General features: G+C 34.1%; 30 protein-coding genes. 14 read left to right on the top strand and 16 right to left on the bottom strand.

Annotation, left to right across the window (positions count from 1 at the left end):
- Positions 1-15: 15 nt before the first annotated feature.
- The 6 genes from porD to PXD56_RS07395 form a co-directional block, all read right to left on the bottom strand.
- On the bottom strand, positions 16-909 hold the full coding sequence (gene porD / locus PXD56_RS07420; protein ID WP_276493271.1) for a type IX secretion system protein PorD: 894 nt from the start codon (positions 907-909) through the stop codon (positions 16-18).
- Positions 902-2107, bottom strand: coding sequence for a bifunctional phosphopantothenoylcysteine decarboxylase/phosphopantothenate--cysteine ligase CoaBC (gene coaBC / locus PXD56_RS07415; protein ID WP_276492703.1), 1206 nt, complete (start codon positions 2105-2107; stop codon positions 902-904). The genes porD and coaBC overlap by 8 nt, the downstream gene beginning before the upstream one ends.
- 5 nt (positions 2108-2112) lie before the next feature.
- Entirely contained in the window at positions 2113-2439 is a 327-nt protein-coding gene (locus PXD56_RS07410) for a DNA-directed RNA polymerase subunit omega (RefSeq protein WP_036158283.1), read from the bottom strand.
- A 17-nt stretch (positions 2440-2456) separates the two neighbouring features.
- Positions 2457-3284 (bottom strand): outer membrane protein assembly factor BamD, encoded by an 828-nt coding sequence (locus tag PXD56_RS07405; RefSeq protein ID WP_276492702.1) that lies wholly within the window; start codon positions 3282-3284, stop codon positions 2457-2459.
- Positions 3285-3403: 119 nt separating this feature from the next.
- Positions 3404-4294 (bottom strand): 4-hydroxy-tetrahydrodipicolinate synthase, encoded by an 891-nt coding sequence (gene dapA / locus PXD56_RS07400; RefSeq protein ID WP_276492701.1) that lies wholly within the window; start codon positions 4292-4294, stop codon positions 3404-3406.
- A gap of 2 nt (positions 4295-4296) precedes the next feature.
- Positions 4297-4830 carry a DUF6913 domain-containing protein gene (locus PXD56_RS07395; RefSeq protein ID WP_276492700.1) on the bottom strand — a complete coding sequence of 178 codons (534 nt, stop codon included), beginning with the start codon at positions 4828-4830 and terminating at the stop codon, positions 4297-4299.
- A 45-nt stretch (positions 4831-4875) separates the two neighbouring features.
- On the opposite strand from PXD56_RS07395, the gene PXD56_RS07390 reads away from it, so the two are divergent.
- Genes PXD56_RS07390 through PXD56_RS07380 form a run of 3 tightly spaced genes read left to right on the top strand, consistent with a single transcriptional unit; the run spans position 4876 to position 7032 of the window.
- Positions 4876-5661 carry a 5'-nucleotidase C-terminal domain-containing protein gene (locus tag PXD56_RS07390; RefSeq protein WP_276492699.1) on the top strand — a complete coding sequence of 262 codons (786 nt, stop codon included), beginning with the start codon at positions 4876-4878 and terminating at the stop codon, positions 5659-5661.
- A gap of 1 nt (position 5662) precedes the next feature.
- Positions 5663-6568, top strand: coding sequence for a bifunctional metallophosphatase/5'-nucleotidase (locus PXD56_RS07385; RefSeq protein WP_276492698.1), 906 nt, complete (start codon positions 5663-5665; stop codon positions 6566-6568).
- A 14-nt stretch (positions 6569-6582) separates the two neighbouring features.
- Positions 6583-7032 (top strand): GNAT family N-acetyltransferase, encoded by a 450-nt coding sequence (locus tag PXD56_RS07380; protein WP_276492697.1) that lies wholly within the window; start codon positions 6583-6585, stop codon positions 7030-7032.
- A 201-nt stretch (positions 7033-7233) separates the two neighbouring features.
- On the opposite strand, the gene PXD56_RS07375 is transcribed toward PXD56_RS07380, so the two are convergent.
- Positions 7234-7494: a hypothetical protein gene (locus tag PXD56_RS07375; RefSeq protein ID WP_276492696.1), complete on the bottom strand. Its 261-nt coding sequence runs from the start codon at positions 7492-7494 to the stop codon at positions 7234-7236.
- Positions 7495-7695: 201 nt separating this feature from the next.
- On the opposite strand from PXD56_RS07375, the gene PXD56_RS07370 reads away from it, so the two are divergent.
- The 5 genes from PXD56_RS07370 (at position 7696) to PXD56_RS07350 (ending at position 11487) form a co-directional block, all read left to right on the top strand.
- Positions 7696-7836, top strand: a complete 141-nt coding sequence (locus tag PXD56_RS07370; protein WP_276492695.1) for a hypothetical protein — start codon at positions 7696-7698, stop codon at positions 7834-7836.
- Positions 7837-7924: 88 nt separating this feature from the next.
- Entirely contained in the window at positions 7925-9175 is a 1251-nt protein-coding gene (locus tag PXD56_RS07365) for a hypothetical protein (protein ID WP_276492694.1), read from the top strand.
- 118 nt (positions 9176-9293) lie between these two features.
- Positions 9294-10136 (top strand): class D beta-lactamase, encoded by an 843-nt coding sequence (gene blaOXA, locus PXD56_RS07360; protein WP_276492693.1) that lies wholly within the window; start codon positions 9294-9296, stop codon positions 10134-10136.
- A 119-nt stretch (positions 10137-10255) separates the two neighbouring features.
- Positions 10256-10870, top strand: coding sequence for a fumarylacetoacetate hydrolase family protein (locus PXD56_RS07355; protein ID WP_276492692.1), 615 nt, complete (start codon positions 10256-10258; stop codon positions 10868-10870).
- Between the two features lie 80 nt (positions 10871-10950).
- Positions 10951-11487, top strand: coding sequence for a DUF4269 domain-containing protein (locus tag PXD56_RS07350; protein ID WP_276492691.1), 537 nt, complete (start codon positions 10951-10953; stop codon positions 11485-11487).
- Positions 11488-11500: 13 nt separating this feature from the next.
- Here the strand turns inward: PXD56_RS07350 and PXD56_RS07345 are convergent, their stop codons facing one another.
- Together PXD56_RS07345 and PXD56_RS07340 are read right to left on the bottom strand one after the other, a co-directional pair.
- The gene (locus PXD56_RS07345) at positions 11501-12256 is read right to left on the bottom strand and encodes a helix-turn-helix domain-containing protein (RefSeq protein ID WP_276492690.1); all 756 of its coding nucleotides are present in this window, start codon (positions 12254-12256) and stop codon (positions 11501-11503) included.
- A gap of 50 nt (positions 12257-12306) precedes the next feature.
- On the bottom strand, positions 12307-13449 hold the full coding sequence (locus PXD56_RS07340) for an MFS transporter (protein ID WP_276492689.1): 1143 nt from the start codon (positions 13447-13449) through the stop codon (positions 12307-12309).
- 198 nt (positions 13450-13647) lie between these two features.
- On the opposite strand from PXD56_RS07340, the gene PXD56_RS07335 reads away from it, so the two are divergent.
- Positions 13648-14076: a hypothetical protein gene (locus PXD56_RS07335; protein WP_276492688.1), complete on the top strand. Its 429-nt coding sequence runs from the start codon at positions 13648-13650 to the stop codon at positions 14074-14076.
- Between the two features lie 8 nt (positions 14077-14084).
- On the opposite strand, the gene PXD56_RS07330 is transcribed toward PXD56_RS07335, so the two are convergent.
- The 6 genes from PXD56_RS07330 to PXD56_RS07305 are packed head-to-tail and all read right to left on the bottom strand — an operon-like array spanning position 14085 to position 19558.
- Positions 14085-14384, bottom strand: a complete 300-nt coding sequence (locus PXD56_RS07330; RefSeq protein WP_276492687.1) for a hypothetical protein — start codon at positions 14382-14384, stop codon at positions 14085-14087.
- Positions 14381-15619 (bottom strand): cation:proton antiporter, encoded by a 1239-nt coding sequence (locus tag PXD56_RS07325; protein WP_276492686.1) that lies wholly within the window; start codon positions 15617-15619, stop codon positions 14381-14383. Before PXD56_RS07325 ends, PXD56_RS07330 begins: the two co-directional genes overlap by 4 nt.
- A 6-nt stretch (positions 15620-15625) precedes the next feature.
- Positions 15626-17617, bottom strand: coding sequence for an NAD-dependent DNA ligase LigA (gene ligA / locus PXD56_RS07320; RefSeq protein ID WP_276492685.1), 1992 nt, complete (start codon positions 17615-17617; stop codon positions 15626-15628).
- Positions 17618-17622: 5 nt separating this feature from the next.
- Positions 17623-18204: an LOG family protein gene (locus PXD56_RS07315; protein WP_276492684.1), complete on the bottom strand. Its 582-nt coding sequence runs from the start codon at positions 18202-18204 to the stop codon at positions 17623-17625.
- Entirely contained in the window at positions 18201-19070 is an 870-nt protein-coding gene (gene prmC, locus PXD56_RS07310; RefSeq protein WP_276492683.1) for a peptide chain release factor N(5)-glutamine methyltransferase, read from the bottom strand. The genes PXD56_RS07315 and prmC overlap by 4 nt, the downstream gene beginning before the upstream one ends.
- Positions 19071-19072: 2 nt before the next feature.
- Positions 19073-19558: a GNAT family N-acetyltransferase gene (locus PXD56_RS07305; RefSeq protein ID WP_276492682.1), complete on the bottom strand. Its 486-nt coding sequence runs from the start codon at positions 19556-19558 to the stop codon at positions 19073-19075.
- A gap of 111 nt (positions 19559-19669) precedes the next feature.
- Here PXD56_RS07305 and ribD point away from each other — a divergent pair, with 111 nt between their 5' ends.
- The 4 genes from ribD to PXD56_RS07285 are packed head-to-tail and all read left to right on the top strand — an operon-like array spanning position 19670 to position 22839.
- A complete protein-coding gene (gene ribD / locus PXD56_RS07300) occupies positions 19670-20743 on the top strand; it encodes a bifunctional diaminohydroxyphosphoribosylaminopyrimidine deaminase/5-amino-6-(5-phosphoribosylamino)uracil reductase RibD (protein WP_276492681.1) in 1074 nt (357 codons plus the stop codon).
- The gene (locus tag PXD56_RS07295) at positions 20736-21338 is read left to right on the top strand and encodes an HAD-IA family hydrolase (protein WP_276492680.1); all 603 of its coding nucleotides are present in this window, start codon (positions 20736-20738) and stop codon (positions 21336-21338) included. Before ribD ends, PXD56_RS07295 begins: the two co-directional genes overlap by 8 nt.
- Positions 21339-22223, top strand: coding sequence for a GRP family sugar transporter (locus PXD56_RS07290; protein WP_276492679.1), 885 nt, complete (start codon positions 21339-21341; stop codon positions 22221-22223).
- A gap of 13 nt (positions 22224-22236) precedes the next feature.
- On the top strand, positions 22237-22839 hold the full coding sequence (locus PXD56_RS07285) for an IMPACT family protein (RefSeq protein ID WP_276492678.1): 603 nt from the start codon (positions 22237-22239) through the stop codon (positions 22837-22839).
- A gap of 3 nt (positions 22840-22842) precedes the next feature.
- On the opposite strand, the gene PXD56_RS07280 is transcribed toward PXD56_RS07285, so the two are convergent.
- Complete coding sequence (locus tag PXD56_RS07280; RefSeq protein ID WP_276492677.1) at positions 22843-23241, bottom strand: acyl-CoA thioesterase; 399 nt, start codon at positions 23239-23241, stop codon at positions 22843-22845.
- Between the two features lie 203 nt (positions 23242-23444).
- On the opposite strand from PXD56_RS07280, the gene dnaA reads away from it, so the two are divergent.
- Positions 23445-24869 (top strand): chromosomal replication initiator protein DnaA, encoded by a 1425-nt coding sequence (dnaA, locus tag PXD56_RS07275; RefSeq protein WP_036154940.1) that lies wholly within the window; start codon positions 23445-23447, stop codon positions 24867-24869.
- Positions 24870-24873: the final 4 nt, after the last annotated feature.

Here is a 24873-nt window from a genome sequence, read left to right as displayed (position 1 = left end):
GTTTTGTAAAATGGTTCAATATTTAATATCGTTCCAAGTTGTAGCGTATAATGGGGCAATTTTATTCAGCGTTTCTTTTAGCTTTACAATATCAACTTTTGGACCATCAGAGAAAATATTCTTTATCTCTTCTGATTTTGCATCAAAGAACGTTGAAATCAAAAAGGCATTTGGCCTTCTATTGATCATCGTTTGGAAAAGATTCATAGTGCCTGCAATTACTTGTTTGCCCGTACTATTGTTATCCGGTAAAATATCAAGCCCTTTTCTATGATAGTTATACATAGCAATACGATATTCTCTGTAGGTATTTGACAATAAGTTATCTATTAATTCAAATCTACTTCTGTTAGAATCCGCAGATTGGCTCCATCCGGCAGAATTACTGCCCTGTGCCTGTGTTACTATATTCTGTGCCTTTCTATAGAACTCTGTTCCACCTTCCAAAGAAAAAGTATCCGCATCCAACCCTAATATTACATAAACATAATAAGCCATTACGCTCACTAAATTAGACTCGAACTGATTTTCATTGAAAATCATGGGCTGAAACTCTATGTATTGAAAATTGAAAGCATTGTCTTTGTAATTAAATACAGGCGTAGAGTAAGATGTATTGTAAACCGGTCTTGATGACTGTATTTGAATATTACCACTAAAACTATTTGATTCGTAAGATGTAATAGTAATGAACATTTGAGCATTTACCCTTTCGTTCTCTTTATACACCCTATTTGTCCATTTCGTTTTATTGACAAAATCATTCAAAGAACGTTCCAATGTCTTAAAAACTTGCTGATCACCCTGAGTAAGCTGATCAGAATTGACTGTAACCGCACAAACTAATTCTTGAGCATTTACAACTAAACTAATAAATGTAAAAAGTAATAGAAATACTGCCTTACGCATATCGTCTTTTAATAATTTCATTGAAGATATCCACGGCAACTTCTGCCTTGGTCTTTAGTTCAAACGTAGTAATGTTAGAATTGGTATCTATAAATGAAATTTTATTGGTAACCCCACCAAAACCAGCGCCTTTATCTCGCATTGAATTCAGTACGATGGCATCCAGATTTTTGCGTTTTAGTTTCCCTTTTGCATTTTCAATTTCGTTTTCGGTTTCTAGAGCAAAACCGACCAAGAATTGATGCTTTTTATGATCACCGAAGGTTTTCAATATATCTTTATTCTTCACTAACTCGATAGTAAAGTTATCTTCGGATTTTTTAATCTTTTGTTCTGCAATTGTCTTAGGTCTATAATCCGCTACTGCTGCCGCACAAATTACAATATCAGAAGTTTCATAATATTTATGCGCATTTTGATACATATCATCAGCAGAAACAACATTAATAACTTGAATAAGATCATGGGTAACGGATAAATGCGTAGGTCCAGTAACCAAATTCACTTCAGCACCTAGACTTGCGGCTGTTTTAGCAAGCTCAAACCCCATTAACCCTGAAGAATGGTTACCTATAAAACGTACAGGATCAATAGCTTCATACGTTGGTCCTGCAGTAATCAAAACCTTCTTACCTGACAATGGTAACCCTACCGACAACTGCTTCTTAATAAAACTTATAATATCTTCTGGCTCTGCCATTCTACCTTCGCCATGCAAACCACTTGCAAGTTCTCCACTAGTTGCAGGAATAATCGTATTACCATATGACGTAAGTGTATCTAAAGAAGTCTTTGTACTTGGATGCTTATACATATCCAAATCCATTGCAGGAGCAACAAAAACAGGACATTTTGCAGATAAATACGTAGCCATTAAAATATTATCGCAATTACCTGTTGCCATTTTAGACATGGTATTTGCGGTAGCCGGCGCAATCAACATTAAGTCTGCCCAAAGCCCCATTTCTACGTGATGATTCCAATCTACCGTATTTTCCTCTGTCTTTACAAAATCAAGAACAACGGGATTTTTAGCCAAGGTGGCAAGCGTAAGTGGGGAAACAAAAGAGCTGGCGCTATCGGTAAGTATGACCTTAACGTTAGCGCCAGCTTTTATAAATAAACGAACTAAGAATGTTGTTTTATAAGCGGCAATTCCTCCGGTTATTCCTAAAAGAACATTTTTGCCGTTCAACATATTTCTTAAGCGTCTTTTTCTGTATTTCTATGGTAGATTTTATCCATCAACCACTCTTCTACTGCCATAGCATGTGGCTTAGGTAATTTTTCGTAAAACTTAGAAACCTCAATTTGTTCTTTGTTTTCAAAAACCTCTTCCAAACTGTCACTATATGTAGCAAACTCCTCTAATTTCTCTAAAAGCTCTTTCTTAATTTCAGAATTGATCTGAACAGCACGCTTTGCAGCTATTGAAATAGCCTCGTAGATATTTTCAGTAGGTTCATCAAACTCATTACGGTTAATAGTTACCGTAGATACCGATGCCTTTGAGTTTTTTAAATCGTTCATATTCATAATTAAATTATTTATTTTGATTCAACGGTCTGCGGTTGCATACGTTGTAATTCTTTATCAATTTTTTCAATTAAATTTGTAGCTTCTTTATCAAATTTAGATTCTGGAAACTGCTTTTTCAATGCCGCATGTGCAGCCTTAGCCTTCATTAAACGTTCTTCCTTTAACTGCTCAAAACTGTTTACAGCCATATGAGTCAACGCTTCAACCTTTACAAACATTGCCTCTTCCCTAAACGGAGAACCAGGATTATCTGACACAAAGTTATCACTAGCCGCTACAGCAGATTTAAGCATATCATAATTAAACTCTCCTAATTTGTTGTACTGCTTTAATATCTCAAACGCTTTTTCTTCTTTTTTTGTTGTAAGCTCTTGCGCCATGGCATTTGCTTCTGCATAATATTCAGATTCTGAATACGTATTTATGAAATTCTGTATTTTCAATAAGGCCTTATCAGTATCGGTCTGATCTAAAGAATATTCAGGAGACAATTCATAGAAACTTTTTGCCCCTAAAAATGTTGCTTCAACCACCTTATCACTTTTTGGATAAGATTTTACAAAACGCTCAAACTGATAGCCCGCCATATTGTAATCTCCACGCATAAAGTAGCTATTGGATAAGAAGAACATAACTCTTTCTCCTTGAGGCTTACCTACATATTTAGGTGCTATTTGCTCAAGTAATCTATTTGCTCTTCTGTAATCACCTTCTTCATAGAAAGTTTCGGCCATGTCGTATTTCGCTTTTACATCATCATTCTTAAGCACCTTTTGGTACTCGCTACAAGATTGTAAAGCAATGGCAATCAATAGTACTGGGAAAACTCTCCTCATCTTAAAAAATATTTTGCAAAATTAGTGATTATCAATGGATTTAAAAAACATTTTAAACCAATAAAAATACAGGCTTTACACTACAAGAATGTCCTACTAAGTAAAGATTTAACGAATATTTATGCTGGTATGCGTATCATAGATTCCATAAAAGAAACAATTCTATGCTTTAAAGCTTCACTTGCAGTAATTAATGGCAGTCTAACCAAAGGGTTGGCTAAGCCTAAATATTCGAATACAACTTTAATCCCTGCCGGGTTGCCTTCTTCGAAAATCAACTTCATACCATCTTGCATTTTATAATGATAGCTGTAGGCTACTTCTGTATTACCATTTAAACCTTCGTGAATCATTTTAGAAAATTCTTCTGGCAAACCTTGACCAATTACAGAAATAACGCCATCACCGCCAGCAACTATTGTTGGTAACGCGGTAATGTCATCTCCAGAAAGTACTAAAAAGCCTTCTGGTCTTTTAGAAATTAGTTCTTGCACTTGGGTCATATTACCACAAGCCTCTTTTACCGCTACGATATTATCAAATTTCTTTGCTAGGCGAACTACGGTTTCAGGTAACATGTTACTACCCGTACGACTTGGTACATTGTATAAAATTATTGGTAATGGTGATGCTTGAGAGAGGGCTGCAAAATGCTGATAAATACCTTCTTGAGTTGGTCTATTGTAATATGGAGAAACAGATAAAATGGCATCATACGCAGATAAATCTGAAGTTTGCAACTCTTCTACCAACGCCATAGTGTTGTTACCACCAATACCTATAACCAATGGTAAAGCACCTTGGTTCGCTTCTTCAACGGTACGCATAACCAATTGCTTTTCTACTTTTGAAAGGGTAACAGATTCTGCGGTAGTACCTAACACTACCAAGTAATCTATATTGCCCTCTATATTAAAAGCTACAATTTTTCTAAGAGCCTCTACATCTACCGATCCATCTACTTTAAAAGGCGTAATTAACGCTACCCCTGCTCCCCTTAAATCTTTCATAATTAAATCTCTTTAAAAATGCCCAAGTACTTTTTCAATTCTTTTTTAAATATTTGAAAGTCCTTTAACGGCGTATCTAACATTAAATCATTGTAAGTAGGCCCAACTTCCTTGAAGCCTACTTTTAAACGAGCCTTCGCCTTCACCGACATTAAATTCAACAACAGACTATCCTCATTATAATAATTCACCAAAAGATCATATTCTCTTCCTAAAAATTCAAGGGCATAACTGTTTTCAATTTCACCGTTCCACCCTAAGTCCTTATCTGAAAAAACCGGAGTGGCATATGGCGAGTTTTTATCATAAAAACGCTTATATCCAATTATTTTAACTGCATTTGGGTTCAAAGACAACTCTTCTTGAAACTGAAAAAAAACTTCAGATTTCTCAAATTTATCTAAATCCACAATACAACCTACAGAACGTATTCCTTTAGCCTCACGAGTTACAGCAGCTGGTGTTGCCAACAGCTGTTTTAATATTTTACGGCCTGATTTCCGTTTAAACTTGTCCTTAATTCCTTTTAAAAACATGTATTTTTACATTTAGACAAATGTAAATAATATCCCTGCAACTATATGGCGAAGTTAAAACACTTTGGTATTTTAAATATAAAACATTATGTTATATTTATAACATTACTGAATTTAGTATCCTGTAAAAACACTCCTGAACACCTCACTGAACTGACTGGCAAGCAGATAGCAATTGACACCAATTATACTTCAGTTGACAGTATTCAAAAATTTATTCAGCCGTATCATGAACGTGTTGAAAGTATTTTAGATAGTACTTTGGCATATGCTCCCTATGTTATTTCAAAAAACGATGGTAAATTCAATACTACAGCTGGTAATTTAATGGCAGATATTGTATTGCATGAGACGAATCCTATTTTTAATAAACGCACGGGCAATACCATTGACATGGTGCTTTTAAACCATGGTGGTATAAGATCAATTATCTCGAAAGGAAATGTAACTTCCAGAACTGCTTATGAGGTTATGCCTTTTGAAAACTCGGTCGTTGTCGTAGAACTAAAAGGATCATCATTATTAAAAATGGTAGATTATCTTATAAAGTCCAAAAGAGCCCACCCCGTGGCCGGTATGCAACTTATTTTAAACAAAGACAATTCGGTTAAATCTTTTACAATTGACGGAAAACCTTTAGATAAGGACAAATCTTATTATGTAGCCACATCTGATTACTTGGTTACCGGTGGCGATAACATGAACTTTTTTAAAGATGCTCTATCTAAAACTGAGACCGATTATAAAATACGTAATGCCATGATAGATTTCTTTTCTAAAGTGGACACCCTTGCCCCAAAAGTAGATTTAAGATATTATCAATTACAGTAATATGGAAAGAAGAAAATTTATTCGAAATACTGCAGCATCTTCTAGTCTTCTAACCCTTGGTGGGTTAGGACTAAGTTCTTGTAATGCATCTAAAAAGAAACATATTATTATTTTACACACCAATGATGTTCATAGTCATGTAGATGCTTTCCCTAACGATCATGCAGATTTTCCCGGATTGGGTGGTTTGGCGCGCAGAGCGGGTTTGGTTGATAGTATTAGAAAAGAAAATCCACATACTTTTTTGTTTGATGCCGGTGATATCTTTCAAGGTACTCCATACTTTAACTTTTACGGTGGCGAGCTAGAATTTAAATTAATGAGCATGCTTAATTATGATGCCACTACTATTGGTAATCATGATTTTGATAATGGTATTGATGGGTTATTAGCTCAAATGCCTTACGCTAAATTTAATTTCATTAGTGCTAATTACGATTTTTCCAATACAGTTTTAGACGGATTAACACAGCCTTATAAAATTTATGAGAAAGACGGAATTAAAGTTGGTGTATACGGATTAGGAATTAAGTTAGACGGACTGGTAACAAAACAGCTCTATAAAGAGACCGTATTTCTTGACCCTTATGAACTGGCTACCGATATGGAAACCAAACTTAAAGAAGAAGAAAAATGCGATTTGGTCATTTGCCTTTCTCACTTAGGGTATGAATATAGCTCTCAAAAGCCAGATGATTTAAAACTTGCTAAAAGGACTAAATACACCGATTTAATTATTGGTGGTCATACCCACACATTTTTGGACAAACCCACCATTGTTACTAATGCTGCTGACCGTGATGTATTGGTAAATCAAGTAGGATGTTTTGGAGTAAACCTTGGTAGAATTGATTTTTATTTTGACAACAGCACTGTTAACGCAAACGGTTACACAATTCAAGTCTAAAAAAGAGACCTCTTATGCTTTACTATAAACGTTGCTCTAGCGATAACCAAAACTTCAAAGAATTAGTAGCTTTACTTGATGCCGATTTAGCATTAAGGGATGGAGATGAAAATGCTTTTTATGCACAATTCAATGGTATTGATGCTTTGAAAAACTGTGTTGTCTTTTATTCGGATGAAACCCTTGTTGCCTGTGGTGCTTTTAAGGAGTTTAGCAAAGACTCCGTAGAAATAAAACGAATGTACGTACAACCCGATTTTCGTGGTAAGGGTATTGCCTCTAAAGCACTAATAGTATTAGAAGAATGGGCAAAAGAATTAAACTACTCACACGCCGTTCTTGAAACTGGACTACGCCAGCCTGAGGCCATTGCACTCTACAAAAAGAATAATTACATCGTTATCGATAACTACGCCCCTTATGAGCATATGAAGAATAGTGTTTGTTTTAAGAAGGTTCTATGAAATTTTCCGGTATACAATTTAGATTTTAATACTTCTATTTCACAAAAATTAATCAGAACTATCAAATCGTTTTAAATGCTTAAGGCTACACTACATTCATTAAAACACCACTACGCATATTTTGCGTATTCAACTTCTATTAACTGAAAATCTAGTAAAATTCACCGATTATTTTTTTGAGATTTCAACAAATACACTTGATTATATCGCCATAGCGGCTATACCTTTCTTCGGAATGTTATACAATACAACCCGAACAGAATTTAAGTTAAAAGAATTATATATTGATATTTCAACCGTGCTTCTATTTGTTTTATTATCAGTTGGAACGGGGCTTTTTATTATGACATATTCCGCTAAACATTTTAATTCTTTAATACCTGAATATTTACTTGGTGAACCTTTTGAATTATACTCTACTCTATTAATTTCTATTGGTCTAATAATGCCCAATTTCATCATCAAGCTTGTTAAAAATAAATTCTAACTAATCTTCATATCTCAAATCCTCAAAAAAAGTACCTCTTAAAATTAATCTCGTAATTATACCCGCCTATAAATACCATATTCACATTTCTTAGCCGTTACGGCACTATTAAGTTGTAATTAAATGATTTTCAGCTAATTAATTTCTACCTTAGATATTCATCTAAATTAAAATTTATGCAAGTTGACAGTTCACAGGAAAAATATTCTATCAAGAACAACACTAAGTTGAACACTTTAGAAAAGCACAATGAATTGAAAAATGGTAAAGAGATGATTTTTGAAAAGAAAACTCAAATTATCGGTAGCCTTTACTAATTCTTTCTTTATATCATTTTGTAAATAATTTCTGAATGAGTTGCTGTAACAATTCTGAAAATTGGTTATCTCTTATGAAAACCAAACCATGAAAAGAATTTTTACAGCAATATTTACATTAGTATCTATTTACAACTACGCGCAATCAAAAGCGGAATATCTCAAAAATAACCGCATTGATATTACCAATAGGGAATTCAAATTTCCGCAACAAGATTTTAATATCATTGGTTTTGGTGCATATCACGGTAGTGCTAAAACAGAAACAGTTGAGCATTCCCTTCTTACTTCTTTAACTAAAGAAGGCATCATTGAATACTATTTACCTGAGACCGATTTTAGCCTTGGTCACTTCTTCAATACCTACTTACAAACCGGTGATACATTATTATTAAAAGACTTGGTAAGCAACTATGGCATGCGAGTGCCACAGGAACGCAGTGTAGAAACCTATCAAAAATGGAAAAACCTTAAAATCTTAAACGATCAACTACCTAAAGAAGATAAATTGACCGTTATAGGTATTGATCAATTGGTAACCTATAAATACACTGCTAAACATATTTTAGAACTACTAAATACCGACCATATAAAACACCCTGCTGTAAAAAAATTAGAACAGATGGTCGCTTTAGATACTACAGATTATTCGCCTTATTACAATAGTTACTCTAAAGGGATCATGAAGGCTTTTGTAACATACTATGAGACAAATTCTTCAGTATTTTTAAATTCTATGAAGAACAGCTATGTTTTTGAACATATTATTCAAGATTTAAAGTATTCATTCAATCCTAAGACAAACAGAGAGGAAGTGATTTATAATAATTATGTTCACTTAGATTCGCTCTATAATTTTAAGAACAACACACAATTTGCAAGATTCGGATTCTTTCATTTAGAGAAGGAACGAGAAGGCAATAATCCGTCATTTTTTACGCAACTTATTGAAAACAAAGTGTACAAGAAAGAGAGAATTATATCTATTATTGGCTATTTAACAGAAAGCCGAGTACTCTGGGACCATGTGTATGATGACGAAGGAAACTATAAATCTTACACCACAGAAGGCGGATTTGGTATTGGCGATTATGAAAAGGAATATTTTTTAGGTATTGACCACTTAAAAAATACTAAAATATCTGACATGACCATGTTTAAATTAAATTCTACAAACAGCCCATATAACGACAAAACACCCGATTTAATTGAGGTTGTTATGCAAGATGACACATCTAACGAAGATGCGGTAAGAGGAAAATCTACAACGGAGTTTATTGATTATGCTATTTTAATATCAGACTCAAAAGCGAATACCCCAATTGAGGAAATGAAGTAAACTACCTTAGACTTAAAATTTACTTACTCTTATCTAATTGCATAGCAAATTGATTTAACTGATACATAAGCACTTTGCTTATATTTATACCTGAAATTTTGTAAAATTCACTTATTAAATGAAATTACACTTCCTGATTTTTTTGGTCATATGTATTACTTCCTGCAAAAACGAAAAAAAATCAGCCGTCACAGCTAAATTAGAAAAGAAAAGCAATCATACCAATAAGTCCGAATTTCAAACTATCATAGATAGTTCTAACGTTATTGGTTCTATCTTAATTTACGACCCCAGTCAAGATACTTACTATTCCAATGACTTTGACTGGGCTACACAAGGTAATTTACCGGCTTCTACATTTAAAATAGCCAATACTATCATAGGGTTAGAAACCGGTGTTATTAAAAGTGACAGCACAATCTTTAAATGGGACGGTGAAGATAAATGGTCATCTCTTTGGGAACAAGATTTAGTATTACGTGATGCTTTTCAATATTCATGCGTACCATGTTACCAAGAAGTGGCCGCAACTATTGGAACAAAACGTATGACTGAGTACGTTAAAAAATTACACTACGGAAATTTAAAAATTGATACAACAAATATTACCAATTTTTGGCTAGAAGGTGATTCTAGAATAAGCCAAATACAGCAAATAGATTTTCTAAAACGCTACTACGATGACCTACTACCAATATCAGCGAGAACAAAAAGTATTATGCAAGATGTTATGTTAGTTACAAAAACAACCAACTACAACCTCAGCGGTAAAACAGGATTATCTAACAACAATAACCATTACAACGGCTGGTTTGTTGGCTTTATAGAAGCTAAAGACCAAGTGTATTTCTTTGCTACTAATTTAGAACCTAAAACAAGTAAAGTAAACCTAAAAGATTTTATAAATACCAGGAAAGAAGTTACGCTTGCTGCTTTGAAAGAATTAAACTTCATACCATAAGTAAACTACTATTTTAAGTCTTGAAACAAATAGTAGCATTTGTATGATTTCAATTAAAATAGACCGCTATGCTTGGTATAATGATTAATTTTACCATCTAACATTTTAACAAAACAAACATGAAAATTATAGGTATAGGCAAGAATTACGTAGTTGACAAATCTGAAATTGACGGATTAAAGAATGATGTGCAACTCATTTTTACAAAACCAGATTCTTCGCTAGTCACTGACAGTAAAGATGTAGTGTTTCCTGCTATTACCAACCAATTAATATATGAGGTAGAATTAGTTGTTAAAATTGGAAAGACCGCTAAAAATGTTGCACTGGAAGATGCAAATTCATTCATATCTGAAATAGGTATTGGTATTGATTACACTGCAAAAGATGTACTTACGGCAAGTAGAGATAAAAAAGGACCATGGGCACTGGCCAAAGGCTTTGACGGTGCATCACCTATAGCTGGTTTTAAACCGGTAAGCGATTTTCCCGAATTAGATAATATCAATTTTGATTTGGTAATCAACGGAGAAAAAAAACAGGTTGGTAATACTGGTTATATCATTTATAATTTTGCCGAAATCATCAGTTTTGTTTCTACATTTATGACATTGAACCCAGGCGATATGATATTTACAGGAACCCCTGCCATAGGTGCCGGTGAAACATTTAAAGGCGATCATTTACAAGCTTCTATTGAAGGAGAGCTATTGCTAGATTTTAAAATGATTTAAATAATAAATTTATAGATCACGATTTATAGTTGCATTACATGTGTATATATAAATCGTGATTATATATCATTAACAAATAAATGTACTTGAAAATCAATTTTGATAATATTGATTATTTAAAACTTGGAAATGAGCGACAACAAAAGGCTTATACCGATATTATACAGCATAAAATTCTAGAAATCCTTAAACCGTACCATCCAATTGTAACAGGTACAATACCCATTGAAATAGATTTACCTGAAAGTGATATTGATATTATTTGTAAATGTAAAGACCATAACGAATTCAAGTCTGTTGTAACTCATCACTTTTCTAAAATGCAAGGCTTTCATCTCTACACAAGAAAGCAGAACGACAAAAAAGTTACTATTGCCGAATTTAGGACAGAGAATTTTTTGATTGAACTATTTGCACAAAACATTCCCACCAAGCAACAAAACGCCTACTTGCATATGATTACTGAACATGCAATTTTACAAGAAAAAGGGAACAGCTTTCAACAAGAAATTATAAAACTAAAAGCTAGCGGTTTAAAAACAGAACCTGCATTTGCTAAACTATTAGGACTAAAAGGAGACCCTTACGAAGAGATTTTAAAGTTGCAACGGAAATAGACGAATTAGCATCTTATTTCAACGCCTTAAACTGCGTTGGACTTACCCCTACATTCTTTTTAAAAAATCTAGAAAAACTACTGATGGATTCAAAACCTAATTCAAAAGCCAGTTCCTTTGTGGTAATTTCACTTTTTATCAGTTTTCGTTTGGCTTCTGTAATCTGCCTTTGCTGAATAATTTGCTTTGCCGTTAAACTTAATTTATCCTGTAGCACTTGATTTAATCGTTTTGTACTAATTCCTAATTTATTTGAATAGTATTCGGCATTGGTTTCGGTAAGAAAATTCACTTCCATTAATTCTAAAAACTGAAATACTCTTTTCTGATGAATGTCTTGAGGTAGTAACTCTTCATTCTGAAATCTAATTAGATTTAACAATAACACCTTCAACAAGGTTTTAAGCATAATATACGACACTGTATCGCTATGGTATTCATCTTTCAGTAATTCAATAATTTTAATTATTTGATTTACTTCTTTTACCTCTTTAATATGAAACTGTGGAAATTTGTTGAATAACGACATTACATCTAAAGCATATTCTACATCATCTTCATCAATTAAATCGCGTTCAAAGTTTAATAAAACTCCATTTACGCCTTGTATATCTTCGGTTTTAAAAACCTCATTTAAAGGCTTAAAATGAACAATTAAGTCATTTTTAGTATGTTGTTCTAAAAAAATACCCATCGAATTATCCGACAATAAATTGTCGTTAGACTCGAATTGTAAATCGATTTTAACTTTTTTCTTCCAGTCGCGCAATACCTCTACTTTTATAGCTGACTATAAAAGTAAAAAGAATTATAACAATACTAGTTTTTGTTTATTTTTTGAAATTTATAGTAGATAAACACACCGATCAATAAGGCTAAACATGAAGTAACTATATATATAACTGCGTAGTTATTAGATATATATTCAATGAATGTGGAAAGAAATTGACCTCCAAAAACAGCCATAGAATAAAGACCTAGATTCTTTCCTTGATTTTGTACATTACTTGCCTCTATCATCATGTGGTTTAATAAAGGAATGGTAAACCCAAAGCCTATACCAATAAATATCGCCGTAAGTACCAATAATGGAATAGCCAACGAAGTAGCCAATACCAAATAACCTAACATAAAGAAAATAAAACCCAACGCAACTGTTTTACCAGCACTAAGTAGTTTCACCATTCTAGGCATTTGACTTGCTGTAATTATAGCTACCAAAGAAATAAAAGCCATAAGGTACCCCGTTTCGGACTCGGTAAAATTAAAGGTTGACGGTAAATACAAGGGTAATGTAACAAAGCCGATAAAAAACAGCATCATTGCCAAAAGAGAAGCATAAAATATAACACGTACTTGTTGTTTATCTTTCTTAGTAACCTCAGCAACAGTTCCTACATTATCAAGCTTATTTGTGATTTTAGGTAATGTTTTAAAAACTAATAGCAAGCAAACCAAAGCCAACAGATAAATGTAAAAGGGATACTGCCAGAACAACTCACCCAGAACACCTCCAATGGCTAAAAAAACAACACCTCCTAATTCAATGGACATAGCCTGCCAAGCTATCATTTTCATACGTGCCTCACCTTCAAATTTCGCTGCAATATATGCGGTAACAGAAACTTGTACCCCCACTGTAGCTCCGCCTAATAAAAATCTATCTAAGATTAAAAGATATTGGTTGTCTATAAATGCCCCTATAACCCCTAAAACTGCATAAGGAATTAAACTAAATGTTAATAGTTTAAGTGCACTCATTTTAGTTAACAACCTACCAATAAAAGGTGCAAATACTACTACACCTAAAGATGGTAACGTAATTAACCAACTGGGCGAAAAACTTAAATTTTTATAGTCTACAATACCAGATAAGGCTGGTGCTATAACCGTACCTACCATTATGGTTAAACTACTAACGAAGAGTAGTGTGAAAATTGCAAAGTTTGATATTTTTTTCATACTGCAAAGTTCAAACATAATCGTTTGAAGCACTTTACCAATTTGCTAAATAGGTAATCCAAAATGGAAACTCTTAACTACAAATACAATTACATGGGAATTTTAAAAAAACAAAAAGTTAAACCGATAAAATTATGTACTATTTTTCCTATTTTAGAGTTAGTATTTTTTAATCAAAACCTATCTAAAACTCTACCAATGAAAAAATCAATTAATCTATTACTTCTAGTCGCTATTACTGCGTTTCAATTTTCATGTTCTAGTGATGATAATGATAACGAGGCAAGCTTGAATCCAAAAAGTTTTACCTCTTGTGATTTAGGGGATTTTACTCCTACTAGCACTAAAATTTGTTTCAATGGTGCAGATTTTGCATTACCTAATGAAACAATTACATTCGCTACGGAGTTTAATGCTCGCGTAGCAACTATCACATGGACTATTGAATCTGGAAATATAGAAATTATTAATATTGATGAAAGTGCAACTGGTTCTACTTTAAAATCTATAGCTACCATTAAATTTAATTCAGACTTTAATGGAGATGCAGTTTTAAAAGTAACAGCTAAAGACTCTAAGGGAAGCGCAGAGTTTACTCACGTAGTGGCATTGGATGAAACAAATTAGAATTCACCTTAATTTCTAAGTATAAATTCCACAATTACCTTAAGCTCTTCGTCTAAGCTAATTGCGGGATATTCTTTTTTCGCTAAACCGTACCAATACCCTGCATTAAAACGATCACCTTCTTTTCTGTGCAAATAGGCATGCAACCAACTACCTAAAGCATTGTGCATGTCTTGAGCTAAATCATGTGAAGCCTCCCAATTACCTTTGGCATCATACCAGGCTGCTTTTAGTCCGTCACGCCATTCTTTTGGCACATGAGACAACTCTAAACTCTTTTCGAATTCTAAATAGTTCTTCGGTATCATTTTACTACACGTTTTATTAGCCTCTCTACAGTTAATCCTTGTCCTATAATAGAGAATACCACCACTATGTACGTAATCACTAAAAATGCATCTCTATGCATATCGTCAGATAAGCCTAATGCCAACGCAATGGATATACCTCCACGTAATCCTCCCCAAGTCATTACCAAATTGGTTCTAGGCACAAAGTCTAATTTCTTCTCAAAGAATTTAATGGGAATCAACAGGGATAAATAACGACAAATTAATACTAACGGTATTGCCAATAACCCGGCAATTACATATTCTGTTTTAAAGGATAACACAAGCATTTCCATTCCTATTAAAACGAACAGTAATGTATTTAAAAGAATATCTAAAAGCTCCCAAAATTTATCTACATACGTCTCTGTAGTTTCTGACATGGCAGAATTACGTACGGTGTCATTACCTACTACTAAACCAGCAGCTACCATTGCCAAAGGCGCAGACAAATGGAATTTCTGCGCTATTAAAGTACCTACCATAACTGTTGCCAAGGTGATGATTACTTCTATATCATAATCATCTATAGATTTCATAAGTTTCCATGTTCCCCAACCTAGGGCTAAACCAAGAGCCAATCCGCCAATAACCTCAACTCCGAAAAGTTCTACAATATCTAACGGACTTACAGCTACCTCAGTAGCCGATGCCAGTTGAAATATAGTCAAGAATACAACTACCCCTACCCCGTCATTAAACAATGATTCACCTACAATTTTGGTTTCCAATGCCTTTGGTGCTCCTGCCTTTTTTAATATTCCCAATACGGCAATAGGATCAGTAGGTGAGATTAACGAACCAAACAATAAGCAATAGATAAATGAAATTTCCATACCTATTAGCTGCAATAAATAATACATACTAGTACCAACTAAAAAGGTCGATACCAATACACCCAAGGTAGAAAACACCAATATTGGCCAGCGCTGCACTTTTAATTGTTCAAAATTGGTATGTAACGCTCCTGCAAACAACAGAAAACTCAACATAATATCTAGCAGTACAGATTTAAAATCTATTTGGGTAATGATATAACGTTCTGCATTGATTAACGTATCATCAATATAACCTATTAAAAAAACTGCCAACGTAAAGAGAATTGTAATCAGCATTAAGCCAATACTATTAGGCAGTTTTAGAAAGCGGGCATTTATATAGCCAAAAATTGCCGATAGAAATACTAATACTGAAATTATTGTAAAAACGTCCATAGTTGTTTATGCTAACATGTTTATAAAATCTTGCTCACTGATAATAGGTATTTCCAGCTTCTCTGCCTTTGTACGTTTACTAGGTCCCATTTTATCACCAGCAACCAAAAAAGAAGTCTTAGAAGATATAGAAGATCCTACTTTACCGCCGTTATCCTCTATTTTCTTTTTAAGTTCATCTCTACTTAAAATCTCAAATACTCCTGAAACTACAAAAGTTTTCCCTGCTAAAGTATCGGTCTGGTTTTGCAATTTTTCTGCAGATATTTCTAATTGCACTCCATAACTACGTAATCTTTCTATGGCATCTATATTCTTCTCGTTGGCAAAAAAGTCTATAACGCTTTGCGCTATTCGCTCACCTATTTCATCTACCGAAGTCAAATGCTCAAGTGTAGCTTCTTTTAATGCGTCTATATTCTTATATGCTTTTGCCAATTTCTTAGCTACCGTCTCTCCTACAAAGCGAATACCTAAGGCGAATAAAACACGCTCAAAAGGTACTTTTACAGATTCTGATACTCCTTTAACCAAATTCTCGGCGGACTTCTCTGCCATTCGCTCTAGCGGTAACACATCTTCTTTGGTGAGTTTATACAAATCTGCATAATCGTCTATTAGACCTTCTTTAAATAGCAACTCTACTGTCTCACCACCTAATCCTTCTATATCCATTGCCTTTCTAGAAATAAAATGCTGAATACGCCCAGTTATTTGTGGCGGACATCCATATTCATTAGGGCAATAATGTTTGGCATCACCTTCTGTTCTAGTAAGCTCTGTACCACATTCGGGACACTGATGAATGTACGTTGTGGGTTCTGAATCTGCTGGTCTTTTAGTTAAATCTACCGCTATAATTTTAGGAATAATCTCTCCTCCTTTTTCAACGAATACAGTATCACCTACCCTAATATCTAATTTTGCTATCTGGTCTGCATTATGTAGAGAAGCTCTCTTTACCGTTGTACCTGCCAATAACACCGGTTCTAAATTCGCCACAGGAGTTATTGCCCCTGTGCGCCCTACTTGATACGTTATTTCATTGAGCGTTGTAGAAACTTGTTCTGCCTTGAACTTATATGCCATTGCCCATCTAGGAGCTTTTGAGGTAAAACCTAATTCTTCTTGATTCTGAAGACTATTTACTTTGATTACCACTCCGTCAGTTTCATAAGGCAATTCGTGTCGCTTAACATCCCACTCTTCTACAAATGCCATTACTTCATCTGTGGTCTGGCAAAGCTTTGCAACGGTTGGCACCTTAAAGCCCCATTCACGGGCTTTCTCTAACATATGAAATTGCGAATCAATATTCAGGTTTCTACCAACTATACTATACAGCAAACAATCTAAAGGTCTTTGTGCAACTGCACTACTGTCTTGTAACTTTAAACTACCAGATGCCGTATTTCTTGGGTTCATATACGGATCTTCGCCATTTGCTATACGTTCTTCGTTCATTTTCATGAATCCGTCAAACGGCAATACTATTTCTCCACGTATATCAAACTTATCAGGGTAATCCCCTTTTAATTGAAGTGGTACAGATTTTATAGTTTTAATATTATTGGTAACATCATCTCCCTGAATTCCGTCTCCACGTGTAACCGCCTTTACCAGTTTCCCATTCTCATAAGTTATACTGATAGATGCACCGTCATATTTTAGCTCACATGTAAACGCTACCGGAACATCACCTAGATTACGCTGAATACGTTTTTCCCAATCTTCTAAATCTTCTTTGGAGTATGAATTATCTAAAGAATACATTCTATGTTCATGAACTACAGTTGCAAAATTCTTAGTAATCATACCACCCACACGCAAAGATGGTGAACTGGCATCATAGAATTCCGGATGCTTTGCTTCCAACTCCTGTAATTCTTTCAACTTCATATCAAAATCATAATCTGAAATGGTCGGGTTATCCAACACATAGTAATTGTGATTATGCTCTCGTAATTCTTTTCTTAATGCTTCTATTTTTGCTTTCATATGCCTTAAAGCTGCTCTTTATTAATCCATTTTGGTGTTGGTAACGGAATGTAATTTTCCATTTTCTCTAATAATGCATCTATATCATCATCTACCAAAATAGTATTTATATGTTCTTGTTTTACAAATCCCTTTGCAACCATGTCATGCATCATTTTTAAAAGGGAATCATAAAATCCGTTTGTATTTAATATTCCTATCGGATATTGATGTAGTCCCAATTGTGACCACGTCAACATTTCAAAAAACTCTTCTAAGGTTCCAAATCCGCCAGGTAGCATTACTATTCCGTCAGATAGCTCATGCATCTTTAATTTGCGTTCATGCATATTTTGAGTAACAATAAGTTCTGTCAACTCCTCATGCACCACTTCTTTCTTTTTAAGAAATACAGGAATTACCCCTACTACCTTTCCGTCATTATTTAAAACACCTTCCGCTACTTTTCCCATGATGCCAATTTTGGCTCCACCATATACTAGCTGAATATTGTTCTTCGCGAAAGTTTCACCCAATTCATATGCTTTTAATCCAAAGTCTGAATCAACACCTTCACTACTACCACAAAACACTACAATACTTTTCATTCTCTTACTCCTTTTATCATGCGGTTATTACCAAACATATCTTTTCTTAAGCTTATAGTCTTAAATTTAGATTCTTTTAATATTTGTTTTGTTTCTTCGCCTAAATACTGATTGATTTCTAGATACAGACAACCATTTTCATTTAAATGTTTAGCTGCAAAATTGACAACTGCTTTATAAAACTTCAACGGATCCTCATTAGGTACAAAGAGCGCTAAACTAGGCTCATGATTTATTACATTATTCTGCATTTCTGCCTTTTCCAATTCTCTAACATAAGGCGGATTAGATATTATGACATCAAACTTTCGCTCTAATCCCTTTGCTGAGGTTTCTTTATCCAGAGATAGTATATCTGCCAGTAAAAACGTTACATCAGCATGAAGTAATTTATTGTTTTCTTTTGCAACCGCTAAGGCATCTACAGAAATGTCTAAGCCAAATACATCAGCTTCAATAAGATTTTTATCTAAAGAAATAGAAATACAGCCGCTTCCCGTACCCATGTCTAAAATAGTTAAAGATTGATTTAGTTCTTTAACATCATCCAAAATCCACCGAACCAATTCTTCGGTTTCGGGTCTTGGTATCAACACATGCTTATTAACCTTAAAATCTAAGTCCATAAAATGGGCAGTACCGGTAATATGCTGAATAGGTTTTTCTAATTTCAACTCTGAAAGAGCACCGAATATGGCGGTTTCCTGTTCTTTATCTAAATTTAATTCTGGCTGCATTACCAAAACAAAACGTTCTAAATTAAAATAATGCTCAATTAGTAAATAGAAAAAACTATTCACCTCGTCCTTACCATAAATAGCATCTAATTCTAAATGGAATATATTTTTTATTTCCCTTAATAACACAGCTACAATTTTTTAAGCATAAATACAGGACAAGAATAATGACCCGTATCTCCCATTCTATCATCTATATATTCAAAGCCCATTTTCTTGTACAATTTTTGGGCAGCTTCCATATTAGGCAGCGTCTCTAAATAACAAGAATCAAAACCATACTCTTTAGCTTTATTTAAACAAACGCTTATCATTTTATACCCTAAACCCTTACCTCTTGCCTCTTTCAAAAAATACATTTTCTGAAGCTCACTTACATTACCTTCAAAATTATCTAATTGAGCTACACCTGCACAACCTAGAATAGAACCATTTTCTTCTGCCACAAAATAAGTTGCCTTAGATTTTTCATAGTGCTCAAACATTTTATCTAACGAAGGGTCTTCATATGCTGTCCCAACTTTTGGAACACCCATATCTGCTAATACCTGTCGTATAACTTTGGCTACTTGCGGGTTATCTTCCCTTCTAATTTCACGGATAATGACATTTTCCATATGAATAAGACAATAGGTTTTAAAGTACTATTTTTGAGGTGTGAAGATACGTGATATGCGTATAATGTTAAAGTTTTGATGTCCATTAATAATCTAGACCCAAAAAATTCAATGCCGTTAAATAAAGATGCTCTTTCTACCGACGAAACTTATATGCTTCGTTGTTTGCAAATAGCAAAGAACGGACTAGGCTTTACAGCACCCAACCCAATGGTAGGAGCTGTAATTGTTCATGACAACAAAATTATAGGCGAAGGGTATACAAGTGCCTATGGCGGCTCTCACGCTGAGGTAAACGCCATTAATTCTGTTTCTGATGTTTCTCTTTTAAAGTCATCTACCATATATGTTACTTTAGAACCATGTTCTCACTACGGTAAAACTCCGCCCTGCGCAGATTTGATTGTGAAAATGGGAATACCTAGAGTTGTTATAGCTTTAAAAGACCCACATGAAAAAGTAGCTGGTAAAGGAATTAAAAAATTAGAGGATGCAGGTTGTACAGTGCAAGTAGGTATTTTACAAAAAGAATGTGAAGAGCACCACAAACGTTTTCTTACCTTTTTTATTAAAAAAAGACCATATATTATTTTGAAATGGGCAGAAACGGCTGACGGATTTATTGCTCCAGATTCTACAAAACGTGGAGAAGAAAAGAAACCTTATTGGATTACCAATACCAAATCACGACAATTAGTACATAAGTGGAGAAGTGAGGAAGCTGGTATTTTAGTAGGCACCAATACAGTTTTAGCGGACAACCCGCAATTAAACTTAAGAGATTGGGCAGGTAAAACTCCTACCCGAATTATACTAGACAGAAAACTAAAAATCTCTAAAGATTTTCATGTACTCGACGGAAAACAAAACACTATAGTTTGCACCGAATTAGCCGATAGCGACAATTTCGTAGAAGGCGTAAACTACAAAGTCTTAGATTTTAGCACCAATCTACCACAACAATTGTGTAAAGTGATGCACGAAGAGCAAATACAAAGTGTCATAATTGAAGGTGGATTGCAAACACTACAAAGTTTTATTGAAGCCGGACTTTGGGACGAAGCACGAATTTTTAAAGGAGCAAACACTTTCTCTAAAGGTATTACCGCACCAAAAGTAACAGGGCGCACACTGAAACACATTCAAATTTTAACCGACCAACTAACCATAATACGTAATGATTAAAAACATCATATTTGATTTTGGTGATATCTTCATCAACTTAGATAAAAAAGCACCTTTATTAGAAATGGCAAAATTTGGGTTTACCGAATTGACCCCTGAGTTAGATACCATTTTTAAGGAATATGAAATGGGTTTAATGGAATCTGATGAGTTTATTGACCAACTACAGGCTATTTTCAATAACGCATCTAGAGAACAGATTAAAGATGCATGGAATTCCATTATTTTAGATTTTCCTGAGGAACGCTTAGAATTCATTGAAAAATTAAAAAACGATAATAAATACCGATTGTTTTTATTAAGCAATACCAACGACCTACATATTGATAAAGTAAAAGAGTCTATGGGGTTAGAACGTTTTAACCGATTTAAAAACTGCTTTGAGGTGTTCTACTTATCCCAACAAATGAAAATGCGTAAACCTAATGCAAATATCTATGAAAAGGTTCTTGCCGATAACAGCTTAATTGCAGCAGAAACTTTTTTTATAGATGACACTAAAGAAAATACAGATAGCGCCTCTAAACTGGGTATTAAGTGCTGGAATCTGCAAGTTGGAAAACAAGATGTACTAGAAACCTTAAGCCATCTTTAAATGATGTATTTAGCGCTTAGCATTCTATTTTCAAGCTTAATTTTTGTCATTTTTAAATTGTATGCCAAATATCAGGTTCAGACAATTTATGCGATAATTACCAATTATTTTGTTGCCTGTACGGTTGGGCTTATCTATTACAATGAGCCTATAGATTTTGCAGCAATACCACAGAAAAGTTGGTTTTGGGGGAGCATAGCATTAGGTCTTCTTTTCATACTGATATTTAACCTAATGGCGGCGACCTCTCAGAAACTAGGAGTATCTGTCGCATCGGTCGCTACAAAAATGTCTCTTACCATTCCGGTGCTATTCGGAGTATTCTTTTACAAAGAATCACTTGGACTATTAGAAATTATAGGAATTATTTTAGCCTTATTAGCTGTTTACTTTACTTCCCTAAAAGAGAAAAAAATAAAAGCTGAGAAATGGGCTTTTGCCCTACCGGTTTTAGTCTTTCTTGGTTCTGGTACTATTGATACCAGCATAAAGTATTTTCAAGATGCGCATATGCCCGAAGAGGAATATGCATTATTTTCAGCTACGGTTTTCGCTGCGGCAGGTCTATTCGGTTTATTTTTCATCGGATTCAAATCTACGCAGCAACGGCTTAAAATTAATTTCAAAAATATACTTGGCGGTATTTGTTTGGGTATACCAAATTATTTTTCCATTTTCTTTTTACTAAAAGCGTTGCAACACCCTACCTGGAACAGTGCATCGGTTTTTACCATTAACAATGTTGCTATTGTAATGTTCTCAACTTTACTAGGTATTTTACTATTTAGAGAACGACTAACGACCAAAAACTGGTTTGGAATAGGATTAGCTATATTTAGCATTATTCTCGTTGCATTTGGTCAGCAAATAATGACTTTTCTATAAATTCAATAATCGAATGGATACCTACAAAACTATCTCTAAACCATCTGAACCTATTTTGTTCAAAGAGCGAAAGAGTAAGTTTTACGGCTATTGCTTTCCGGTTTCCAATGAAGACACTATTAAAGAACACATAGAAGCATTAAGAAAAGAATACCCAACAGCCAATCATGTGTGTTATGCCTGGCAAATGGGTGTAGAGACAAAATCATATCGTGCTAATGATGACGGCGAGCCAAACAATTCTGCCGGCATGCCTATTTACGGTCAATTACAATCTTTTGACGTGACCAACACCTTAGTTGCCGTAGTCCGAATTTTTGGAGGAACAAAACTAGGCGTTGGCGGACTCATAAGTGCGTACAAAGAAGCAGCCAAGTTAGCTTTAGAAAATGCCGTTATTATAACCAAGGTATTACAAAAGCAATTATCGGTAACTTTTGATTATTCAGAAATGGATATTGTAATGCGTTTGGTAAAAAAACATCAATTGCATATTGTATCTCAAGATTTACACCTAAAATGCAAAATGATACTCGCTATCAATAAAAGTGATTTCGAAAAAACTATGCTGCTTTTAAAAGCACATCATAAACTAGAAATAAAAGAAATTGAATAGATTTTAATATCCCAATTTATCTAAAAGTAGTTGCGGACATCTAGTGGGTCTTTTGCGCTCCATATCCATAAAAACTAGAACCGTATTTGCAGTAGCCAGTAATTCTCCTGCTTCATTTGTAATTTCATAGTCAAATTCAATTCTAACAGCTGGTTTCTTGTTCAAAATAACTTTAACTGTTATTAAGTCATCATACAAAGCTGACTTCAAATATTTTATAGATAAACTAATTACCGGAAGCATTATTCCACCTTCCTCCATGCTTTTGTAAGAAATACCCAACGCCCTTAACCATTCAACTCTTGCCAATTCTAAGTATTGAGCATAGTTGCCATGATACACAACCCCCATCTGGTCTGTTTCTGAATATCTAATTCGAAAAGAAATTTGGTTTGTTCGCATTTATTTCAAGTAAAAAGTATATATTTAAAAGCTCCCCTTTAGAGTAAGCGAACATGAGAAAAAAAAAGGTCAAATTCAATGACAATCGATTTTTTTTTTCAATAATTTGTTCACATATTTGCCCAAGTTGAAAGAGAACCTATAATGATTTTTTTATAATCACCTATAGCTCAACACTAACCATTAAAAGAGTATAATTTATTATGAGTGTTACTGCAAATTCCGTATGGAAAAACTGTTTGGTGTTTATTAAGGATAATATCCAACCGCAGGCATTCAAAACATGGTTTGAGCCCATTAAACCAATTAAGCTTTCAGAAAACGCATTAAGTATTCAAGTACCTAGTAAATTCTTTTACGAGTGGCTAGAAGAACACTATGTTAAACTTTTAAAAGTAGCCTTAACAAAAGAGTTAGGTGAATCTGCAAAGTTGGTCTATATCATTAGAATGGAAAACACCTATGGCAACAAAGAACCTTTTACAGAAAAGATTCCTAGTTCTAACAGAGGTGCTATGGCTGCTCAAGAAATGGATGTGCCAATTAAATCTAAAAATCCAGAGTTACGTAATCCGTTCGTAATACCAGGTATTAGAAATATAAAAATTGAATCACAGTTAAACCCTAATTATAACTTTGACAACTTCTTAGAAGGTGATTCTAACCGTTTGGCAAGATCTGCCGGTATGGCGGTAGCAAACAAACCAGGTGGCACATCATTTAATCCGTTATTGGTATTCGGTGGTGTTGGTCTTGGTAAAACACACTTGGCACATGCTATTGGTGTGGAAATAAAAGATAAATATCCTGAACGTACAGTTCTTTATATATCTGCAGAGAAATTTACACAACAGTATATTGAATCTGTTAAGAAAAATACTAGAAATGACTTTATTCATTTCTACCAGTTAATAGATGTATTGATTATTGATGACGTACAATTCTTATCAGGTAAATCTGGTACACAAGATGTATTTTTCCATATTTTCAACCATTTACACCAAAATGGTAAACAAGTAATTCTTACGTCTGACAAAGCTCCTGTAGATATGCAGGATATTGAGCAACGTTTGCTTTCTCGTTTTAAATGGGGATTATCAGCAGAATTACAGAGTCCGGATTATGAAACAAGAATCTCTATCTTAAAGAACAAATTATATAGAGATGGTGTAGAAATACCCGAAGACATCATAGAATATGTTGCTAAACATATTAAAACCAATATTAGAGAATTAGAAGGCGCTATCATTTCTTTGATTGCACAGTCTACTCTAAACAAAAGAGAAGTTACTATTGAACTTGCCCAACAAGTTGTAGAAAAATTCGTGAAGAATACCAAGCGCGAAGTTTCTATTGACTACATACAAAAAGTAGTTTCTGATTACTTTGAAATGGATGTTGCCACTTTACAATCTAAAACAAGAAAAAGGCACATTGTACAAGCAAGACAATTAGCAATGTTCTTTGCCAAGAAGTTTACAAAAGCTTCATTAGCAAGTATTGGTTCACAAATTGGAAAGCGCGATCACGCAACCGTTTTACATGCATGTAAGACTGTAGACAATTTAGCAGAAACCGATAAGCAGTTTCGCAAATACATTGATGATTTAACTAAGAAATTTTCTTAAAACT

The organism is Maribacter zhoushanensis (genome assembly GCF_029350975.1).
Taxonomy (GTDB): Bacteria; Bacteroidota; Bacteroidia; order Flavobacteriales; family Flavobacteriaceae; genus Maribacter; species Maribacter zhoushanensis.
This window is presented reverse-complemented; position numbering and strand designations above follow the sequence as displayed.

What these genes read in the sequence shown, in the direction of transcription:
- PXD56_RS07325 (WP_276492686.1), bottom strand. Translation starts at nt 15,619, where the DNA reads ATGGACGTTTTTACAATAATTTCAGTATTAGTATTTCTATCGGCAATT.
- PXD56_RS07395 (WP_276492700.1), bottom strand. Translation starts at nt 4,830, where the DNA reads ATGTTTTTAAAAGGAATTAAGGACAAGTTTAAACGGAAATCAGGCCGT.
- PXD56_RS07290 (WP_276492679.1), top strand. Translation starts at nt 21,339, where the DNA reads ATGATGTATTTAGCGCTTAGCATTCTATTTTCAAGCTTAATTTTTGTC.
- PXD56_RS07385 (WP_276492698.1), top strand. Translation starts at nt 5,663, where the DNA reads ATGGAAAGAAGAAAATTTATTCGAAATACTGCAGCATCTTCTAGTCTT.
- PXD56_RS07350 (WP_276492691.1), top strand. Translation starts at nt 10,951, where the DNA reads ATGTACTTGAAAATCAATTTTGATAATATTGATTATTTAAAACTTGGA.
- PXD56_RS07315 (WP_276492684.1), bottom strand. Translation starts at nt 18,204, where the DNA reads ATGAAAAGTATTGTAGTGTTTTGTGGTAGTAGTGAAGGTGTTGATTCA.
- PXD56_RS07330 (WP_276492687.1), bottom strand. Translation starts at nt 14,384, where the DNA reads ATGATACCGAAGAACTATTTAGAATTCGAAAAGAGTTTAGAGTTGTCT.
- ribD (WP_276492681.1), top strand. Translation starts at nt 19,670, where the DNA reads ATGCCGTTAAATAAAGATGCTCTTTCTACCGACGAAACTTATATGCTT.
- PXD56_RS07335 (WP_276492688.1), top strand. Translation starts at nt 13,648, where the DNA reads ATGAAAAAATCAATTAATCTATTACTTCTAGTCGCTATTACTGCGTTT.
- PXD56_RS07380 (WP_276492697.1), top strand. Translation starts at nt 6,583, where the DNA reads ATGCTTTACTATAAACGTTGCTCTAGCGATAACCAAAACTTCAAAGAA.
- PXD56_RS07305 (WP_276492682.1), bottom strand. Translation starts at nt 19,558, where the DNA reads ATGGAAAATGTCATTATCCGTGAAATTAGAAGGGAAGATAACCCGCAA.
- blaOXA (WP_276492693.1), top strand. Translation starts at nt 9,294, where the DNA reads ATGAAATTACACTTCCTGATTTTTTTGGTCATATGTATTACTTCCTGC.
- PXD56_RS07390 (WP_276492699.1), top strand. Translation starts at nt 4,876, where the DNA reads ATGGCGAAGTTAAAACACTTTGGTATTTTAAATATAAAACATTATGTT.
- PXD56_RS07280 (WP_276492677.1), bottom strand. Translation starts at nt 23,241, where the DNA reads ATGCGAACAAACCAAATTTCTTTTCGAATTAGATATTCAGAAACAGAC.
- porD (WP_276493271.1), bottom strand. Translation starts at nt 909, where the DNA reads ATGCGTAAGGCAGTATTTCTATTACTTTTTACATTTATTAGTTTAGTT.
- dapA (WP_276492701.1), bottom strand. Translation starts at nt 4,294, where the DNA reads ATGAAAGATTTAAGGGGAGCAGGGGTAGCGTTAATTACGCCTTTTAAA.
- PXD56_RS07405 (WP_276492702.1), bottom strand. Translation starts at nt 3,284, where the DNA reads ATGAGGAGAGTTTTCCCAGTACTATTGATTGCCATTGCTTTACAATCT.
- PXD56_RS07365 (WP_276492694.1), top strand. Translation starts at nt 7,925, where the DNA reads ATGAAAAGAATTTTTACAGCAATATTTACATTAGTATCTATTTACAAC.
- PXD56_RS07295 (WP_276492680.1), top strand. Translation starts at nt 20,736, where the DNA reads ATGATTAAAAACATCATATTTGATTTTGGTGATATCTTCATCAACTTA.
- PXD56_RS07410 (WP_036158283.1), bottom strand. Translation starts at nt 2,439, where the DNA reads ATGAACGATTTAAAAAACTCAAAGGCATCGGTATCTACGGTAACTATT.
- PXD56_RS07375 (WP_276492696.1), bottom strand. Translation starts at nt 7,494, where the DNA reads ATGATGAAATTGGGCATTATTAGACCAATAGAAATTAATAGAGTAGAG.
- dnaA (WP_036154940.1), top strand. Translation starts at nt 23,445, where the DNA reads ATGAGTGTTACTGCAAATTCCGTATGGAAAAACTGTTTGGTGTTTATT.
- PXD56_RS07370 (WP_276492695.1), top strand. Translation starts at nt 7,696, where the DNA reads ATGCAAGTTGACAGTTCACAGGAAAAATATTCTATCAAGAACAACACT.
- PXD56_RS07355 (WP_276492692.1), top strand. Translation starts at nt 10,256, where the DNA reads ATGAAAATTATAGGTATAGGCAAGAATTACGTAGTTGACAAATCTGAA.
- PXD56_RS07340 (WP_276492689.1), bottom strand. Translation starts at nt 13,449, where the DNA reads ATGAAAAAAATATCAAACTTTGCAATTTTCACACTACTCTTCGTTAGT.
- PXD56_RS07285 (WP_276492678.1), top strand. Translation starts at nt 22,237, where the DNA reads ATGGATACCTACAAAACTATCTCTAAACCATCTGAACCTATTTTGTTC.
- ligA (WP_276492685.1), bottom strand. Translation starts at nt 17,617, where the DNA reads ATGAAAGCAAAAATAGAAGCATTAAGAAAAGAATTACGAGAGCATAAT.
- coaBC (WP_276492703.1), bottom strand. Translation starts at nt 2,107, where the DNA reads ATGTTGAACGGCAAAAATGTTCTTTTAGGAATAACCGGAGGAATTGCC.